Consider the following 18,443-nt stretch of genomic DNA (forward strand, 5'->3'; position numbering starts at 1 on the left):
CGCCGAAGTGACGCCGCCGATGCAGGATGTTTACGCTGCCTTGGTTTTCGCCTTGCGGGTCAGATGCACCACGACGTTCTCGATCATGCGCATGCCGGCATCCTGGCCGAGAGTCATGATCGATTCCGGGTGGAACTGAACGGCGGCTACCGGTTCCTTGGCGTGTTCTATGCCCATGATCGTGCCGTCTTCACTTTCCGCGGTGATGATGAAATCACGCGGAAGGGTGGAAGGGTCGGCGAAGATCGAGTGGTAGCGACCCACGGTCACTTCCTTGCCGAGACCGGAGAAGACCAGGCCTGGCTCCAGCACGCGGATGCGTGAGGGCTTGCCGTGCATTGGTACCGCAAGTTGGCGAAGTTCGCCGCCATAGGCTTCCGCCAGCGCCTGAAGACCGAGGCACACGCCGAAGATCGGCAGCTCGCGGGCGCGGGCGGCCTTGATCGTCGCCTTGCAGTCGAAATCCGTCGGGCTGCCCGGTCCGGGCGAAAGCACGACGAGATCGGGCTGGAAGCGGTCGAAGACCTCCGCTGCGACCGGCGTTCTGACGGTGGAAACCGTGGCACCCGTTTGACGGAAATAATTCGCCAGCGTGTGCACGAAACTGTCTTCGTGATCGACCAGCAGGATCTTGACGCCGGTGCCTACCTTGGCGGCATCGCGCTTGGTGGCGGCCGAGTTTGTGGCTTTTGCATCGCGAATGGCCGCGATCATGGCGGATGCCTTCAGTTCGGTTTCGGCTTCTTCTTCCTGCGGATTGGAATCATTGAGAAGCGTCGCACCGGCGCGGACTTCCGCGATGCCATCCTTGATACGGATGGTGCGCAGCGTAAGCCCGGTATTCATGTCGCCGTTGAAACCGACCATGCCGATTGCACCGCCATACCAGGCGCGCGGGCTCTTTTCATGGCTTTCAATGAAGCGCATGGCCCAGAGCTTCGGTGCGCCGGTGACGGTGACGGCCCAGGCGTGGCTGAGGAAGCCATCGAAGGCATCCATGTCGTCGCGCAGACGGCCCTCGATGTGGTCGACCGTGTGGATGAGGCGCGAATACATCTCGATCTGGCGGCGGCCGATGACCTTCACCGAACCCGGCTCGCAGACGCGGCTCTTGTCGTTGCGGTCCACATCCGAGCACATGGTCAGTTCGGACTCGTCCTTCTTCGAATTCAGCAGCTTCAGGATCTGCTCGCTGTCGGCAATCGGGTCGTCGCCACGCTTGATGGTGCCTGAAATCGGGCAGGTCTCAATGCGACGGCCGGAGACGCGCACGAACATTTCCGGCGAAGCACCGACCAGATATTCCTGATGACCGAGATTGATGAAGAAGGAATAGGGCGAAGGATTGATCGCCTTCAGGCGGCGGGAGATCGCCGATGGATTGCTTTCGCAGCGCTCCATGAACTTCTGGCCGGGAACGACCTCGAACAGATCGCCGCGTCGGAAGCTTTCCTTGGCCTTCACCACCAGCTCGGAATATTCGCCGGGACGGTGATCGCCCTTGGGCGGGATCGTGTCGGTGGTCTTGAAGGGATCGGGCGCGATCTCTGAGGACTTGCCGTCCGTCGTTACACCGTCCTTCTCGAAATCGTAACGGTCGATCCAGGCCTTGGCGGAATAATGGTCCACGACGAGAATTTCGTCGGGCAGATACAGCACCATGTCGCGCTGGTCTTCCGGGCGCGCGAGCGAAAGCTTGATCGCGTCGAACTGGAAAGCGAGATCGTAACCGAAGGCGCCGAACAGGCCGATGGCCGAATCCGCATTCGAATAGAACAGGTCGACGATGGCGCGCAGCGCCGTGAAGACGGTCGGGATTTTCGAGCGTTCTTCTTCTGTAAAGACGCGGTCCGGCTCGTTGACCGTGAGGTCGAGACGGCGGACGGAGGATGCGCCCAGCGTCAGATCGGGTGTCGCCTTCAGCTTTTCGGTGATGAAGTCGAGCAGCACTTCGCCGCGACCGTTATAGGCTTCGATCCACATCTGGCGACCGAAGCAAGAAATGCCGAGCGGCGGATCGATGATGGCCGTATCCCAGCGCGTGTAGCGGCCCGGATATTCGTAGTTGGACGAGAAAACCGCGCCGCGATGGGCATCGAGCTTTTCGATGTAGTTGTCGATGGCGCTGGCATATTCGGCGGCGCGACGCTTTCGGCTGACCTTTATGCCGCCTTTCGTCTCATAGGTTTCCGCTCCGTCATCCTGAATGATCGTTACCATTTCTTTCGCACTTCCCGTTTTTCAGGCCCGATGACAGGCGGCAGAATAACAAAAAAGCCGCCTGAAAATTCGGGCGGCTTGGACTTTGTCTGAAGACATGACTGGTCAAGGCCGCGTAAAGCTGCTCCACCACCAGTTAGCAATGTTCATAGACACGATGTTCATGGGAAAATTGTTAGCCTGCACAATTCGCCTTGGCAAGCGGATTCCGGCGACGGAATGAACCTTACCGGCGCGAGTTGCGTTCCTGTCCTGCCGAAACAGTCAGGAGTGCCCCGGAAAATGCTTCATCGCCTGTGTCTTCTGATGACGAGTCTCGCCCTTATTTCCGCTTCCGAACCGCCGCCACAGGTGCCGGTGCCACAGCCGAAGCCTGGCGAACAGCAAGCACCTGCCACAACGGAAAAGCCGGCCGATAAGGGCGCGCAAACGCCCGAAGACACACCGAAACCGACCCCCAAGCCGCAAACGCCTGAAGAAGGAAAATCCGGCGCGGAAGTGAAGGGTGCCGAGGACAAGAAGAAAGACGACAAGGGGCAAAACGGCGGTGAGACGGTAGCTCCGGCTGTCGAAGCAACGAAACCCGAGGAAAAACCGCCGGAGCCTGTGAAGCCGGAAGACCCGGCAGAGCTTCAGGCCTGCCTTGGCGCGTTGAAGGAAATCGGCGCGGAATTCAAAGAGCTCGAGCCGATCCGCGACGAAGAGCAGGGGTGCGGTATCGAAGCGCCGATCGAGCTTTCCGTGGTGCTGCCGGGCATCAAGCTTGAACCATCTGGCACCATGCGCTGCGAAACCGCCCTTGCGCTATCGCGCTGGACAAAGGAGATGATGCTGCCGGCTGCGGCTCTCGCCCTGCCGGACAAAAAGGTAACGGCGATTGCCAATGCCTCGACCTATATTTGCCGCAACCGCAACAGTGCCGAAACCGGCAAGATTTCCGAACATGCCAAGGGCAATGCTGTCGATATTTCCACCATCGCCTTTGACAAGGGCGATCCGCTGGTGATGAAGCCGCGCGGCGAGGATGGAACGGTGGAAGGTGCCTTCCAGCGGACGATTACAGCCGCCGCCTGCCTGTTCTTCCGAACCGTTCTTTCCCCCGGCAGCGACGCGACCCATCAGGATCACCTGCATCTCGACGTGCTGGAGCGAAAGGGAGGTTATCTCTACTGCCGCTGATAAAAAAGGGGCGACCCGAAGGCCGCCCCGACTGGAGATGATGTTCCGACCGGGTTTAGAATTTCTGGGTCAGAGAGATTTTGAAGGTGCGTCCCGCTTCCGTATAGAAGTCGACAGGCTGGTTGACGGTGCTGACGGCATTGGGGTTGACGTCACGAACGCCGACGGCGTTCCAGTATTGCTTGTCGAACAGGTTGTAGACGCCGGCCTGAATACGCAGGCCCTTGGTCTGTTCCGGTTCCCACCAGCCGGTCAGGTTGAAGATGCCGTAACCGGGTGCGTCGTGGGTTGTGGCCACCTTGTCGTCACGCATATGCGAGGAGAAGATGCCGGTGAATTCCGTGCCCCATGTCTCCTGTGCGTAGCCGACGCCGAGGACGGACTTGAACGGCGCCACCGTGCGGATGAATTCGTTGCTGTCTGTGTCTTTGCCATAAGCATAAGCAAGCGACGCATGGGCGAAGAAGCCGTTTGCGAGTTCCTTGCGGACCTTGGCTTCCACGCCGGAGATTTCAACATTGTTGCGGTTGCGATAGGTAAAGAGCGATCCGTTGCCCCTGCCGCCGAAGCCGGGGAACAGCGTCGTCGAGGTCGTGTATTGCTCGATGAAGTTCTTGTACTTGTTGTGGAACAGCGTCAGGCTCCCCGTCAGATCGCCGGATGCGTAATTGGCGCCGATTTCAAAGCCGTTGCTGGTTTCGGGGTTGAGTGCGGAGTTGCCGACCACGGCATAACCGGAGCTGATATTCGAGAAGTTCAGATAAAGCTCGTTGATGGTCGGAGCGCGATAGGCCATCGACCATTGTGCGAAGAGCTGCAATTCCGGTGTCACGTCGTATGTCGCGAGCAGCTTCGGCGAGAAGCGCGAACCGCTATTGCCGCTTGGCAGGCCGAAGGTGTTGTAACCGCTGTTGCTGGATACCGAGCCATCCGGATCGTAATCGTAGGAATCGAAGCGCAGGCCGGGGGTGAGCCGGAAACCGTTTCCAAACGCGATTTCGTCATCGAGATAGAGGCCAAGGCTCTTGCCGCTCACGTCAGGCATGTCCGACTGTGACGATGAGGTCACTCCGCCTGTGTTGGCATAAAGTGCCTGGCTGAAATCGGTTGTCATGGCGTTGCCGCCGAAGCGCACGGTGTGCTGCACGCCGCCGAGTTCGAAACCGGATTCAAGGCCGCCGACGATGCCGAAAGCGCTGTTGCGCATGCTGTCTTCGCGGATATAGAGCGAGTTGTTGGTCAGCCGGTTGCCAGCGCCGGATTCCTTGGAGAGGCGCGTCCAGTAGAGCGAGAGATTGGCTGCATCGATCAGGCTGTCTGTCGACGGCGCTTCATATTCGTAATCAAGCGATACGCGGTCGCGCTCCGTATCCTCGTAGCCGCTGTAGTCGCCAATACGGTAAGTCGATCCCGATACGCTGACGCCTTGCAGGGTTCGCATGTCGCTGCGATCTCTCAATGAATAACGCTCGGCCGTAAGTCCGATGCGGTGGCCGCCTTCCAGATCCTGGCGGATCTTGAACATCAGGTTGCTTTCGTAGGTATCTGCCGGGTTGGGCTTGGTGCGGCGGGTTCCGTAGATATCGGCGAAGCCCTTATTGTCCGTTTCGTTGCCGCGCTTGTAGGAGCCCTGGAACAGAACCGAGGTATTTTCGATCTTCTTTGCAACGGCGAGCGATCCGCCGACGCTTCTGTCCTCGCTGTCATAGGTGGTCTTGGCAACACCGCCCCAGTCCTTGCCTTCACCGATCAGGTCTTCCGGCTCAAGCGTGCGCAGAACGAGTGCGCCGCCAAGGGCGCCGGAACCGATGCGGCTGGAATCGGCGCCGCGTACAACGTCAACCGTGGAAAGCGATGAAAAATCAAAGCTCGAACTGGTATCACTCAGGGTCGTCGTGGCCTGTCCCTGACGGGCGAAATTGTTGAAGAAGGGAACGGGAATATTGTCGATCAGGGTCACGACACGCGCTCCGCCCAGACCACGAATGAACAGGCCGCCGGGCCTGCCGGGCTTGGCATCCACATAATCGACACCCGGCTCGGTGGAGTTTCCGAGGTCCTTGATGCTGCCGATGTCTTTCTTCCTGATGTCTTCCGCCGTCGTCTGGCTTGCAAGCGGTGTGTCGGCGGCTGCATTCGCGCTTTTGACGCGCTTGCCCTTGACCACGATCTTCTCCAGCGTGGTGGTGTCGTTCGTCTGCGACGCGGCATCCTGCGATTGCGCAGGTCCGGCAAAGGGCAGAAGAGACATGGCAGTGCACAAAAACAGCGCCGAATGTGTGCGCGAGATGGACATTAAATACCCCCGGATAAGGCGCGCGCAGAAGCTATGGCGCGCAAAAACGCGCCGCGCTTGCTGTCGCGGCTGAAACTGTTTTGATTTGTTACGGGCAAGCCGATTGCTGAGGACTAAAAAACATGATCATAACTGTCAACATATTATATATGACTTTTATCATCATGTTTTAAAGCATAACGGTGCGTGGCAAAAATGTGACGCCCCGTGAGACTGCATCCGGACCGGTGGAGAGGCGCGAAAATGCCGGGTTCCGGCCAAAGTCCCGACATTGACGCTTGCTAGGATATTCGCAGCCAGTTTAGATGGCGGAAGAATGCATGCTCCAACAATATACAAAAAAGTAATCGGATACGGAAATGAAGTCACTTGAACTGCTCGTCGAGCGGATCATTCTCTCCAGCCGCTGGCTGCTTGTCGTGTTTTATCTCGGGCTCGTTGCGGCGCTGGCGGTTTATGCATTTTCCTTCGTGCTGAAGTTCCTGAAGGTCGCCAAAAACGTTTTCACTTACGACGAATCGGACATGATCCTCGCCATGCTCGGGCTGATCGATGCGGCACTGGTCGCGAGCCTTATCGTCATGGTGATGATCTCCGGCTATGAGAATTTCGTCAGCCGTTTCGATGAGGCGGATGACGAGGTTTCGTTTCTGGGCAAGCTTGATGCCGGCAGCCTGAAAATCAAGGTCGCATCGTCGATTGTGGCGATTTCGTCGATCCACCTGCTACAGATATTCCTCAACGCCAGTCAGTATACGGATAGCCAGTTGATGTGGTTCACCATCATCCATCTGGCCTTTGTCGTCTCGGCGGTCATGCTCGGTTTCCTGGAGAAACTGATGGCCAAGCCGAAGGATAAACCCGAAAAACCGGCACTTTAGTCAAGGTGGTCCGTCCGATATGAAGGTTGCAACACTGTTTGCCCATGCCGCCTGGTCGTCGCTTCTGGGTGTCCTGCGCCCACCGCCGGGTGGCGCTTGAATGCCAAAGACGGAACGCCAGGCCAGACTTTGCCGCGACCTTTCGGCTGCCATTGACAGACCCCAATGGCTGGCGGCGCTACAGCAGGTGATGCAGGCGTTCAGTTATTCCTACGTGACCTTGCTGAAGCTGCCGAGCATTCGCAATGCCTATGCCCTGCCGATAGTGGTGGAAAGCAGCCTGCCGGTGTGGGTGGTGAATGCGATGACCCGGGACGGTGAACTTGCAGATTGTCCCGTCATAAAGCGCGGCGCTTCATCGATGATGCCGCAATACTGGTCTCTTGACGATAAGGACATCAACTGCGGCTCGCTGCTGGAAGTCTCAACCCTGCTGCGAGGCATGGGAATCACTTCCGGTCTTCTGGTGCCGGTGAACGGCATGGACGGAAACCGGCATCTGATGAATTTCGCGGGCGATTGCGATGTCCTGTCGCAGGGTTCGCTGAACGAGCTGTGCATGATCGCCCTTCACGCCCTGGAGGCCTATGACCGGCTTTGTCGTGCAGGCTCAAAACTCCCCTCACCACTGACGAAGCGGGAACTCGACGTGGTTCGCTGGACTGCGCAGGGCAAGACCTCCGTGGAGATTGCCGAGCTTCTGTCCATCTCGGAGCACACCGTCAATACCTATATGAACAACGCCATTCGCAAGCTGGATTGCGTCAACCGCGCGCAGCTGGTGGCCAAGACAATACGCCTTGGCCTGATAAGCTGATTTTCATGCCGGTCCAAGCCGTTGACTTACCTGTCGAGAACGGAGCGGAGCTCGACGAGGTTGGAGCGAACGCGCAGAACGTAAAATCCCATGGTGGCAAGGTGCGAGGGCATGATCCAACCGCTTTCGTCGCCGTTGGAAATGATTGCCGGCTGGATGCGTAGCGCCGCACGGGTCTGCCCCAGGGTGTCATTCCACAGATTGGTCAGATTGCGTTCGCGAATAACCTGCGCGAAGTCCGATCCGGCTGCCGACAGCACGCCGTAATAACCATAGAGCTGGCCATAGGCGAACCAGAAACGGTCGTCGGCGCGAGTGTCGAACCAGCCGCCATTATAGTTTTCCGAACGCTCGCGCAGAATGGCCGATGTCGAGCCGATATCGCCGGCAATGCGGTCGATGAACTGGATGAGGTTATCGGCGCGGGTATCGAAGACGGCCTTGCAGGCGGTGAGTTCACCGTTAAATGCCTGGAAGCTGCGGATGGCGGCGCGATAGTAGCTCGGTGTCGGTGTTTTGGGGCCAAACGGATCGAGGCCGAAATACCAGGAATATTCGCTGAACTGCATGTTCCCGCGCGCTTCCTGGAGATTGTTGTTGATACCGGAGGTTCCGCGAACGCGACCGAGCGTATCCACCAGTTCCACCGCGGTGCGGCGCACCGCCTGGTTCACGCCGCGCTGGAAGGACGCCTTGTTGTCCAGAAATGGCGTGCTGTCCCAGTCCATGCCGAAAAGGCCGAGACGATAGAGCAGCATGGAGGAAATCCATGCATTCTGATTGACGTTGAAATCGGTGAGATCGGCGGCAGCATCGACGATAGCCGAGCGCTGGCATACCGGTGCGGAGGTGTTTGCCGCAGCACCGGTGGCGCCGGCGGCGGCCGTGGGTGTTGCGGCCGGCAATTCCTGCCCGGGCGGCACCGTGCGTTCGGCAAGCTTGTAACGGGAAATATAATCCGGGTCGAAATTCGTCCAGACCTGCGTTTGCCAGAAGAAGTATCCGTAAAAGCCGGCCAGAAGGATGAGCACCAGAGCGATCGGACCCTTGATGATCCAGTTGCGGTCGCGATACCAGCCGTGGGCGGCCATGAAAGGCCACAGAAGCCAGGCGACGACGAGACCGGCGGCCTTGCCGATGGCGTTGAAGGCTGCCTGAATCAAAGCGGTTATCCGGTCGATCATGTCGTCATAGTCTCCTCTGCCCGTGGGGCTGAACGCCGGAAGGAACAACCGCGGTTCGGCCATGCGCCTTTTGGCGCTTCGCAACAACCGCGGTCGTTTACTGTCTTCCAGATATGTCCCTACCCACGGGGATACAACATGATTGCGAAACTTTTCTCAACCTGCGGTCCGCGCGGGTCGTTCCCGTGTTCCGGAACTACGCGTGGAGCATGTATCGCCTGGACAAGGTGACAGGCGGTTACAGACCGAGTTTGGCAATTTCGGCGTCCAGCCGCTCCCGCGCCTTTTTCGGCAGCTTGCCGGTCTTTATGGCATCGAGATTGGCCGGTGCGGCATCGCCGACCACAACGAGGGCGACCATGCCCATGCCGAGATGCGGCGTGCATTTGACGACGTATGCACCGTCCTTCTCGACGGTCAGTTTCACCGTCTCGTTCATCTTGCCCTTGAAGTCCGCAACGCCCTCGGGAAGCATTTCCTTGACGGCAGCCGCATCATGACCCTTGTCGACGGGCACGAAGGAAATGACGTCGCCGACAGCTGCCTTGACGGTTGCCGGTTCAAAGACCATCGCCTGGCCATCGCTGCCCTTGTTGAGCATCTTCACCTCGATTTCGGCCGACAGGGCGGGAAAGGCAAGGAGGGCAGCAGCGATGGCAAGGCTGGCGACGGTGGCAGTTTTGTTGTGCATATCTTTTGCTCCTGAGAGAAAGCACATCCACGCGAATGTGTCCGCATGGTCTTAGCGCAGGAGCAGGGGAGCCATCCTTGCGAAAAATCAAATGCGGCAACCGGCCGCAGACGGTCAGTCGCCCTTGACCGTTTCGACCCAGTGGCGGCGGCAGAAGGAGACGTATTTTTCGTTGCCGCCGACATCGATCTGCGCGCCTTCCTTGACCACATTTCCTTCATTGTCGAAACGGGCGACCATCGTCGCCTTGCGGCCGCAATGGCAGATGGTGCGGATTTCGCGAAGCTCGTCGGCAATGGCGAGCAGTTCCCTGGAGGCCGGGAAAAGCTTGCCCTGAAAATCCGTGCGCAGGCCGTAGGCCATCACCGGAATGTTCAACCGGTCGGCAATACCGGCAAGCTGCCAGACATGGTGTTCGGACAGGAAGTTGGCTTCATCGATGAAAACGCAGGCAACGGGCGCTTCGGCATGCAGGGCCTCCACTTCGGAGAAGATATCGGTGTTTGCGTCGAAGGTCCGTGCGTCGGACGACAGGCCGATGCGCGACGCGACCCGGCCGAAGCCGGCCCGGTTGTCAAAGGCGGCCGTGAAAATCAACGTGCGCATGCCGCGCTCGTGATAATTATAGGATGCCTGTAACAACATGGTCGACTTGCCGGCGTTCATCGCCGCATAATTGAAATAGAGTTTTGCCATCGTCCACTCCCTGTACACCTTCGCGTCTTTTGACGGCGAAGGGTCGGGTTGAAAAGTGCCGCAACGGGAAAAACACAGATTTCCGCATGCCGCAGCTGTCCGTATCGCGGACTAAAAGGCCGGAGATTTTCATCGTCGTGTCGCAAACGGCGGGCCAAAGCACGCAAATGCACGCGAGTTGATTGTATCCGGCAGATATTGATAATGGCAAGGGAACGAAAAAAAGGGAGCAAGCGATGTTTGCAAATAGAAGTCGCTGTCTGGCTTTGGCCGCAGCAATCTCCGTCATGACGTTCAATGCAGCCGGCGCTGCGGAGCCGGCAAGTTGTGGCAAGGTTCGTTTTTCCGATGTGGGCTGGACCGACATCACTGCCACCACAGCGACTGCCACGGTGCTGCTGAAGAGCCTCGGTTATGAAACCGACGTCAAGCTTCTCTCGGTGCCCGTTACCTATACATCCCTGAAAAACAAGGACATCGACGTCTTCCTCGGCAACTGGATGCCGACCATGGAAGGCGATATCGCGCCTTACCGCGATGACAAGTCGGTTGAAACGCTGCGTGAAAACCTGACCGGTGCCAAATACACGCTGGCGACCAATGCCAAGGGTGCTGAACTCGGCATCAAGGATTTCAAGGATATCGCGGCCCATAGCGGCGATCTCGGCGGCAAGATCTACGGCATCGAGCCCGGCAATGACGGCAACCGCCTGATCCTCGACATGGTCGCCAAGGACACCTTCGGGCTGAAGAGTTTCGAGGTGGTAGAATCCTCCGAACAGGGCATGCTGTCGCAGGTTGCCCGCGCGGGGAAATCCGGCGAACCGATCGTGTTCCTCGGCTGGGAACCGCATCCCATGAATACGAATTTCAAGCTGACCTATCTGACCGGCGGTGACGAGGTTTTCGGCCCCAATCTCGGCGGTGCGACGATCTACACCAATGTCCGCAAGGGTTACACCGAGGAATGCCCGAATGTTGGCGTCTTTCTCAAGAACCTGGAATTCTCCCTGCCCATGGAAAACGAGATCATGGGCAAGATCCTGAATGATGGCCTCGAGGGCGAAGCGGCGGCGACTGCCTGGCTGAAGGCCAACCCGGCCGCGATCGAACCCTGGCTTGCCAACGTCAAGACCAAGGATGGCAGCGCTGACGCCTTGCCCGCCGTCAAGAAGGCCTTGGGCCTCTAGGTTGCAGACAACGCATGTATCCGGCCTAACCTTTTAAACAGGCCGGATACTGCAGGAAATTACGATGTCCTTTGCATGATCTCGGTCCGCGAATTTTTCTCGCATCCGGGGTCACGCGCGATCCCGGTGTCCGGCAATGCTGTTGCCGGCCGTCGTTTCTGCATTAGCGGCATTTCCGGTGAAACGGGATCACCTTCAATGCCTGTTCTTCTTATTTTTTTGCAATTCCGGGCCCAAAACCGTTACGCATTTTTACTGGAATTGCTCTGGTTCACGAAAGGTCTTGTCTTACCGTGGAATGGCTCAGCGCTCCTGAAAACCGCCTGCCCGTCGGCCGATATGCCAAGGAGGCCATTGACTGGCTGACCGGCAATCTCGCTTTTTTCTTCGATTGGCTTTCTTTCATTTTCCAAAGCGTCATTAACGCCCTGCTTTACGTTTTGCAGGCGCCGCATCCGCTGGTCATCGTCGCGATTGTGACGGCTCTTTCAGCCTGGACAAGGCGGTCGGTCGGCATGCCGGTCTTTACGGCGCTTGGTCTGCTGTTCATCATCAATCTGGGGTACTGGAAGGCGACGACGGAAACGCTGGCGCTCGTTCTCGCCTCCAGCGCGGTCTGCATGATCATCGGCATACCGCTTGGAATACTGGCGGCGCGGCGCAAATGGATCTATGCCGGCATGCGCCCGGTGCTGGATTTGATGCAGACCATTCCGACCTTCGTCTATCTCATTCCGGCGCTAGTGCTGTTCGGCCTCGGCATGGTTCCCGGGCTTATCGCCACCGTCATCTTCGCAATTCCCGCGCCCGTGCGCCTGACCCGTCTCGGCATCGTTTCGACGCCGCCGGCGCTGGTAGAAGCGGCCATCGCCTTCGGTGCCACGCCGTCGCAGGTTCTGCGCAAGGTGGAGCTTCCCTTCGCTGCGCCGCAGATCATGGCAGGTCTTACCCAGACGATCATGCTTTCGCTTTCGATGGTGGTCATCTCCGCCCTCGTCGGCGCCAACGGCCTAGGGGTGCCGGTGGTACGCGCATTGAACACCGTCAACATCGCCATGGGCTTCGAAGCTGGGTTGTGCATCGTCATATTGGCGATCGTTCTCGACCGACTTTTCCGCCTTCCCGGCACGGAGCATGATCTATGAGTGATGCAATCATCTTCGGAAATGTCGATATCGTCTTCGGCGACCGGCCCGAGGCGGCGCTGGCGCTGATCGACAAGGGCAGCACGCGTGACGAGATCAACGAGCAGACCGGACTGGTCCTCGGCGTTGCGAATGCCTCGCTTTCGGTAAATGAGGGCGAGATACTCGTGCTCATGGGGCTTTCGGGCTCCGGTAAATCGACGCTGCTCAGGGCCGTTAACGGCCTTGCGCCTGTGGTGCGCGGCAATGTCAGCGTGAAGACGGCGTCCGGTTTTGTCGATCCCTATCGGGCGACGGCGAAGGCGCTGCGCGATCTGCGCATGCATACGGTTTCGATGGTCTTCCAGCAATTCGGCCTGCTGCCCTGGCGAAACGTTGCCGACAATGTCGGTTTCGGGCTGGAGCTTTCCGGGACGCCGGAAGCCGAGCGCAAGCGCATGGTGGCCGAGCAGCTTGAGCTGGTGAACCTGTCCGCCTGGGCTGACCGCAAGGTGGGGGAGCTTTCCGGCGGCATGCAGCAGCGCGTGGGGCTGGCGCGCGCCTTCGCAACCGGAGCGCCCATTCTCTTGATGGACGAGCCGTTCTCGGCGCTCGACCCGCTCATAAGAAGCCGCCTTCAGGACGAACTTCTGGAGTTCCAGAGCCGGTTGAAGAAAACCATCCTCTTCGTCAGTCACGATCTGGACGAGGCATTCCGCATCGGCAACCGCATCGCCATGATGGAGGGCGGGCGTATCATCCAGTGCGGCACGCCGCAGCAGATCGTCAAGCAACCGGCTACGCAATATGTCGCGGATTTCGTGCAGAACATGAACCCGATTTCCATGTTGACCGCCGCGGACGTGATGAAGCCAGGCGTGGACGAACAAAACGGCCGGTTGAATGTGGCCGCCACCGCCCGTCCGACATCGCCGCTTATCGATATCCTCGATGCGCTCTCGAAACATTCCGGCGCGATCGGTGTTGTCGATAATGGCGCAATTATAGGCACGATTTCCGCAGACGAAATTGTGACAGGCCTCACTCGCCACCGCAAGAAATGAGAAACACTCGCATTGGTCGAGAAAACGAAAGGCCTTCCTCCCCGGAAGGCCTTTTTGTATTACCTAATGCTGGTATAAAGAAAAAGAATACCCAAGACATTATAAGTTATGCATTAAAATAATTACGAATAAAAAGCATATTGCAAACTTTGAGAAAATTGCGCAAAGTAAAACTAGATTCTGTACCTCCTTGCTAAATTTAAGGTGGTGTAAGGTAGTGGTCACGAAGCCAGACATTGGAAGACAAGATTTGTGTGCTCAATTTTTGATTGTTTTTTGCTCCAAATACTACTGAGAATGTAGCAGTTTGTTGCTAAAATGACGAAAAACAGGCGAAAGTCTGAAAATTTGATCAAGATGTCCAGGTAAATGATCAATGAAGAATAGTCTTGGAGGGGGACACGATATAAGCAAGATTTAGGTATATACAACGTATCGACTGAATTATAAAAAACACCTTTTGGACCACCTATAATAGCCACCATGACGGTCTTTCCGACTGTCATCAGGAGACTTGAGCGTATGGATAACCAATCTCTGTCGGAACATAGCATCGCCGCTGCAGACTTGCTCTCAGCGATGGCAAATCCCAAGCGCCTGATGATCTTGTGCACGCTGGTGGATACGGAAGTGCCGGTCGGTGTTCTCGCCTCCCAAGTTGGTCTCAGCCAGTCCGCGCTCTCGCAACATCTTTCGAAATTGCGCGCCCAGCGGCTGGTGAAAACAAGACGGGATGCTCAGACCATCTATTATTCCAGCAATTCCGAATCCGTCAAAAAAATCCTCGCTTCCCTCGAGGAGATTTATTGCCAGGTGCAGAAGAGCAGCAAGACTGCTGCCGCTTGATCTAACGGCCATCCCACGGCCCGGCGGTGCCATTCCGTTGAAACCGGCGCATGACGCCGGTTTTTTCTTTTTTTGGCGTGTGGCTCGCATGTAATGCGGTGAAAAGTCGCCCGCGCCACTCAGGGCGAAGACGCAGCCTGTATCTGTTGCTTTAGGCGGCTTGCCGCAGCCGCATATCCACCGTCGGCACCATCGACGAAATGCATATGGTCCTTCGAAAGCGGGGAGGGCACGATACAGGTCATCAATGCGGCGTCCTGCTCGTGCAGGCCGAAATAGCAGGTGCCGGAAAGGCGCCCCAGCTCCAGCCGCGCACGGATCTTTTCGAGCCTCTCGGCGTCGATATCAACCGTCATTTTCAGGCCATCGTCGAATTTCCGGAAATCGGTGTTGCTGGCAACCGAGCGACGATAGCGATCCGCATTAAACCGTCCGAGCGACAATCCCGTCATGCCGAGGAAATTCACGAGGAAGCTCTCGCCGAGAATGCGCAGCGAACGGCGCACCTTGCCCCAGCTATCGTGATAGGCCGCACCTGCCCTGGCTTCCAGACCGAGGCCTTCCCGCACGAAGCCCAGTTTCGGCCCATCCTCCGGTACGGGGTGGCCTTGTCTTGCGTCCTGCGTGGCCAGATCGACGAGATCGATGACCAGCTGGCGGAATGCCGGCATATCCAGTGAGGGTCCCGGCATGGCGATGATCGACACTACCTTGCCATGGGTCGCCGGAATGGGGTTCCAGCGGCATGAAAGGCCGGTCAGGTCCGGCCGACCGCCTGTCGCAACCGTAGGCAGGGCATATTGCCCCTCCTTCATCCGCGCCTCGGCCCAGCTGTTGCCGCCGCCCGAAAACATGGCGTAGGAAACATCCTCGCTTGCCTGAAAGCGCGCGACGCGCACATCGAAGCCGTTGTTGCGTATGTCCTCCACCGGAACAAGCGCCACACGCATCGAAAGATCGAGATCGTCCTTCACCCAGCGCTGCACGTTCGAAAGGGCGGTGCGCGCAAGGGATATCCCGTTCGGTGGCACCGCAACGGCGGCTCCATCGCCACCGAACACGAAGGGCAGGTCGTGACGCCCGAGGCTGTTCGATATGCCTGAGATGACCGCAGCGCCCGCCATGTTGACGGACTTATATCTGCCGGTGCCGATCGCCCCTGTCGAATCGATGATATCGGCAATGGCCAGCGCCCATCCCGGCGGCAGGGCGCGATAAAGCGCCGGGTCGGCCACGTCCTCGAAATGTCGGAAGACGGGCAGACCCGTCAGAAATTCGTCATCTGCTGTTATCATGCCGCCATTATCCTCCTGCGGCGACCAAACGCCAAGCGTTTACGCCGTTGCGCTCGCCCGTTTCGATGACACGATCGAGGCTGGCCTGACGATAGATTTACCGCGAATAGACCTTATCCAGCAAAGGTGACTTGCATAAGCCATCAAACCTTCCGTATGAGTTGAAATGAAGGCTCGGAATTCAAAAATGGAACGGGTTTTCGCCGGGAGGCGTCCGCGAAGTTTCATTCGGTCGGCGCCCAAGGCGCTCATCGGGGCTGAGACCCCATTTCCAAGGAGACACCAGGATGAAACTGAAGACATTGACCAGCGTGACGCTTGCAGCGTCCTTCGCATTCGCACCGCTTGCCCATGCCGAAATCGTCATCGGCCTGATTGCGCCGCTTACCGGTCCCGTCGCCGCCTATGGCGACCAGGTCAAGAACGGCGCCCAGACGGCAGTCAATGAAATCAACAAGAAGGGCGGCATTCTCGGAGAGCAGGTCGTTCTGAAGCTTGCAGACGATGGCGGCGAGCCGAAGCAGGGTGTGTCGGCCGCAAACCAGCTGGTTGCCGAAGGCATCCATTTCGTCGTCGGTCCGGTCACGTCAGGCGTTGCCATTCCGGCATCGGACGTGTTTGCTGAAAACGGTGTCCTGATGATCACCCCCACGGCGACCTCGCCGGGCCTGACGAACCGTGGCCTTACCAATGTTTTCCGCACTTGCGGTCGGGACGACCAGCAGGCAGAAGTTGCGGCGAAATACGTTCTTGCCAAGCTTAAGGACAAGAAGGTCGCCATCATTCACGACAAGGGCGCTTACGGTAAGGGTCTGGCGGATGCCTTCAAGACCACGCTGAATGCCGGTGGCGTTACCGAAGTTCTCTATGACGCGCTGACACCAGGCGAAAAGGATCTCGGCGCGCTGACGGCCCGCCTGAAGTCTGAAAATGTCGATATCGTCTATTTCGGCGGTTACCATCCTGAAGCCGGTCTTCTGGTGCGCCAGTTGAACGATATCGGCGCCAAGGCTGCCGTTATCGGCGGTGACGGCCTGTCGAACAGCGAGTTCTGGAACATCGGTGCCAAGGCTGGTGAAGGCACGATCTTCACCAACGCCTCCGACGCCCTGAAGAACGAAGATTCCAAGGCTGCTGCCGAAGCTCTAAAGGCCGCCAACATTCCTGCGGAAGCCTTCACCCTTAACGCTTACGCTGCCGTCGAAGTGCTGAAGGCCGGCATCGAGAAGGCTGGAAGCGCAAAGGATTCCGAAGCGGTCATCACGGCTCTGAAGAGCGGTGACGCTTTTGCCACGGCGATCGGCAAGGTCACCTATGGCGAGAGTGGCGACCTGTCGTCGCAGGCTTTCTCGCTCTACAAGTGGCAGGACGGCAAGATCGTCGCAGCCGAATAAGGATAAGGCGTACCGGCCGCATCCGTTGCGGCCGGTACCATCTCCGTCGCCTGACAAGGGGCAAGCAGAATGGGCAGTGACGTGGACGCCCGGGATGCAAGCGCGGCGGGTGGGGAAAACCTTCCTCACATTGGCTTTGCGCGGATATTCCCGATTCTCAGAATTTTCGATGAGGCCAAGGCGCGGGAATTCTATGTTGATTTTCTCGGTTTCAAGGTCGACTGGGAACACCGCTTCGGCGAAAACTTCCCGCTCTACATGCAGGTTTCGCGGGCCGGAATGGGGCTTCACCTCAGCGGCCATCATGGCGACGCGACGCCGGGCTCCAATATCTTCGCCACCATGCACGGCGTGCATGCCTTCCAAAAAGAGCTGGTCGGCAAAGACTACCGCTTCCTGAAGCCTGGTGTCGAAGAATTGCCCTGGGGCGATGTCATGGAAGTCATCGATCCATTCGGCAACCGTATCCGTTTCTGTGAGCAGAAAAGCGAGGGGTGACGTCTTCGACGTGACCTCATGGGTCTTGACCTCGGCTGCGGTTTGAACGATAGGAAGCGCAAATAGCGAGCCGCGTGCACGGAGACCCCGTGCGCGCGGTTCGTGCGTTTTGGCGGTCAGTTCTGCAATTCGTTCGCATCCGCACGGGGGCAAAAAATGAACACTGAAGGCAATGCACTGGTAAGGAAGCTCGCATTCTGGGGCATTCCACTTTCTTTCGGCGTGCTTGGCCTCAAGCTCGTGGCGTGGTGGGTCACAGGGTCGGTAGCGCTGCTGTCGGACGGTCTGGAATCGACCGTCAACGTTGTTGCGGCCTTCATTGCCTATTTCGTCATCCGTTATGCGCAGAAGCCCGCAGATGACGATCACCAGTTCGGCCATCACAAGGCGGAATATATCTCGGCTGTCGTCGAGGGCGTGCTGATCGTCGTCGCCGCACTTCTGATCGTGCAGGAAGCCTGGGGTGGTCTCTTCAACCCGAAGCTGCCGGAAGCGCCGGTTCTCGGTCTTGCCATCAACGCGTCAGCGGGCGTCATCAACGCCGTCTGGGCGACAATCCTCATCCGCGTCGGCCGGAAATACGCTTCACCAGCCCTCAAGGCGGATGGTCATCATATCATGTCGGATGTCATAACGTCCGCAGGGGTTCTGGTCGGTCTGGTTCTGGCGCTTCTGACGGGTTACGCCATTCTCGATCCGCTGCTCGCCATTCTGGTGGCCATCAACATCCTGTTCCAGGGATCGAAGGTCATTTTGCATTCGCTCGGCGGGTTGATGGACCGGGCGGTGGAACCGGAAGAAGACGAGGCGATCAAGAAGGCGATCGCCGAAAATTCCGTCGGCATCATCGGCGTGCATGATCTTAGAACCCGCCGCGCCGGTTCGGCCGCCTTCATCGATTTCCACGTCGTTGTTCCCGCCCCGATGACGGTGCGGGAGGCGCATGATATTTGCGACCGCCTTGAAGATGCCATAAGGGAAGTCATACCGGGTGCCAGCCTTGCCATTCACGTCGAGCCGGAAGGCGAAAAGGCGCATGGCGTCAAAGTGATTGTTTGAATAAGCAGG

At 58.1% G+C, this 18,443-nt stretch carries 16 protein-coding genes; 10 read left to right on the plus strand and 6 right to left on the minus strand.

Going from position 1 to position 18,443, the window contains the following annotated elements; all coding sequences use genetic code 11:
- Positions 1–30: 30 nt before the first annotated feature.
- Positions 31–2,220, minus strand: coding sequence for an anthranilate synthase (locus tag J5276_RS02740; protein WP_003513614.1), 2,190 nt, complete (start codon positions 2,218–2,220; stop codon positions 31–33).
- 282 nt (positions 2,221–2,502) lie between these two features.
- On the opposite strand from J5276_RS02740, the gene J5276_RS02745 reads away from it, so the two are divergent.
- The gene (locus tag J5276_RS02745; protein WP_065702291.1) at positions 2,503–3,399 is read left to right on the plus strand and encodes an extensin family protein; all 897 of its coding nucleotides are present in this window, start codon (positions 2,503–2,505) and stop codon (positions 3,397–3,399) included.
- A 55-nt stretch (positions 3,400–3,454) separates the two neighbouring features.
- Here the strand turns inward: J5276_RS02745 and J5276_RS02750 are convergent, their stop codons facing one another.
- Entirely contained in the window at positions 3,455–5,695 is a 2,241-nt protein-coding gene (locus tag J5276_RS02750; protein ID WP_174011697.1) for a TonB-dependent hemoglobin/transferrin/lactoferrin family receptor, read from the minus strand.
- A gap of 359 nt (positions 5,696–6,054) precedes the next feature.
- Here J5276_RS02750 and J5276_RS02755 point away from each other — a divergent pair, with 359 nt between their 5' ends.
- Positions 6,055–6,576, plus strand: a complete 522-nt coding sequence (locus J5276_RS02755) for a TIGR00645 family protein (protein ID WP_013636634.1) — start codon at positions 6,055–6,057, stop codon at positions 6,574–6,576.
- A 100-nt stretch (positions 6,577–6,676) separates the two neighbouring features.
- Positions 6,677–7,393 (plus strand): helix-turn-helix transcriptional regulator, encoded by a 717-nt coding sequence (locus tag J5276_RS02760; RefSeq protein ID WP_013636633.1) that lies wholly within the window; start codon positions 6,677–6,679, stop codon positions 7,391–7,393.
- A 26-nt stretch (positions 7,394–7,419) separates the two neighbouring features.
- Here J5276_RS02760 and J5276_RS02765 read toward each other — a convergent pair whose 3' ends face one another.
- The 3 genes from J5276_RS02765 to J5276_RS02775 all read right to left on the minus strand — a co-directional run bounded on the left by J5276_RS02765 (position 7,420) and on the right by J5276_RS02775 (position 9,964).
- On the minus strand, positions 7,420–8,577 hold the full coding sequence (locus tag J5276_RS02765) for a DUF2333 family protein (RefSeq protein ID WP_013636632.1): 1,158 nt from the start codon (positions 8,575–8,577) through the stop codon (positions 7,420–7,422).
- Positions 8,578–8,815: 238 nt separating this feature from the next.
- Entirely contained in the window at positions 8,816–9,268 is a 453-nt protein-coding gene (locus J5276_RS02770) for a pseudoazurin (protein ID WP_003513601.1), read from the minus strand.
- 114 nt (positions 9,269–9,382) lie between these two features.
- Positions 9,383–9,964, minus strand: a complete 582-nt coding sequence (locus J5276_RS02775) for a thymidine kinase (protein WP_111798790.1) — start codon at positions 9,962–9,964, stop codon at positions 9,383–9,385.
- Between the two features lie 287 nt (positions 9,965–10,251).
- Between J5276_RS02775 and J5276_RS02780 the strand changes: the two genes are divergently transcribed.
- The 4 genes from J5276_RS02780 to J5276_RS02795 all read left to right on the plus strand — a co-directional run bounded on the left by J5276_RS02780 (position 10,252) and on the right by J5276_RS02795 (position 14,188).
- Positions 10,252–11,154, plus strand: a complete 903-nt coding sequence (locus tag J5276_RS02780; RefSeq protein ID WP_233283658.1) for a choline ABC transporter substrate-binding protein — start codon at positions 10,252–10,254, stop codon at positions 11,152–11,154.
- Between the two features lie 293 nt (positions 11,155–11,447).
- Positions 11,448–12,299, plus strand: a complete 852-nt coding sequence (gene choW / locus J5276_RS02785) for a choline ABC transporter permease subunit (RefSeq protein ID WP_003513593.1) — start codon at positions 11,448–11,450, stop codon at positions 12,297–12,299.
- The gene (choV, locus tag J5276_RS02790) at positions 12,296–13,342 is read left to right on the plus strand and encodes a choline ABC transporter ATP-binding protein (protein ID WP_003513591.1); all 1,047 of its coding nucleotides are present in this window, start codon (positions 12,296–12,298) and stop codon (positions 13,340–13,342) included. Before choW ends, choV begins: the two co-directional genes overlap by 4 nt.
- Positions 13,343–13,864: 522 nt before the next feature.
- Positions 13,865–14,188 (plus strand): helix-turn-helix transcriptional regulator, encoded by a 324-nt coding sequence (locus J5276_RS02795; protein ID WP_003513586.1) that lies wholly within the window; start codon positions 13,865–13,867, stop codon positions 14,186–14,188.
- Between the two features lie 119 nt (positions 14,189–14,307).
- On the opposite strand, the gene J5276_RS02800 is transcribed toward J5276_RS02795, so the two are convergent.
- Positions 14,308–15,483, minus strand: coding sequence for a DUF3095 domain-containing protein (locus J5276_RS02800; RefSeq protein WP_003513584.1), 1,176 nt, complete (start codon positions 15,481–15,483; stop codon positions 14,308–14,310).
- A gap of 287 nt (positions 15,484–15,770) precedes the next feature.
- On the opposite strand from J5276_RS02800, the gene J5276_RS02805 reads away from it, so the two are divergent.
- The 3 genes from J5276_RS02805 to J5276_RS02815 all read left to right on the plus strand — a co-directional run bounded on the left by J5276_RS02805 (position 15,771) and on the right by J5276_RS02815 (position 18,434).
- Positions 15,771–16,877 carry a branched-chain amino acid ABC transporter substrate-binding protein gene (locus J5276_RS02805; protein WP_003513582.1) on the plus strand — a complete coding sequence of 369 codons (1,107 nt, stop codon included), beginning with the start codon at positions 15,771–15,773 and terminating at the stop codon, positions 16,875–16,877.
- Positions 16,878–16,946: 69 nt separating this feature from the next.
- Positions 16,947–17,375 (plus strand): glyoxalase superfamily protein, encoded by a 429-nt coding sequence (locus tag J5276_RS02810; RefSeq protein ID WP_065659137.1) that lies wholly within the window; start codon positions 16,947–16,949, stop codon positions 17,373–17,375.
- A gap of 156 nt (positions 17,376–17,531) precedes the next feature.
- Positions 17,532–18,434 (plus strand): cation diffusion facilitator family transporter, encoded by a 903-nt coding sequence (locus J5276_RS02815; protein WP_065702295.1) that lies wholly within the window; start codon positions 17,532–17,534, stop codon positions 18,432–18,434.
- Positions 18,435–18,443: the final 9 nt, after the last annotated feature.

The organism is Agrobacterium sp. S7/73 (genome assembly GCF_019355535.1).
In the GTDB taxonomy this organism is placed as follows: Bacteria; Pseudomonadota; Alphaproteobacteria; order Rhizobiales; family Rhizobiaceae; genus Agrobacterium; species Agrobacterium tumefaciens.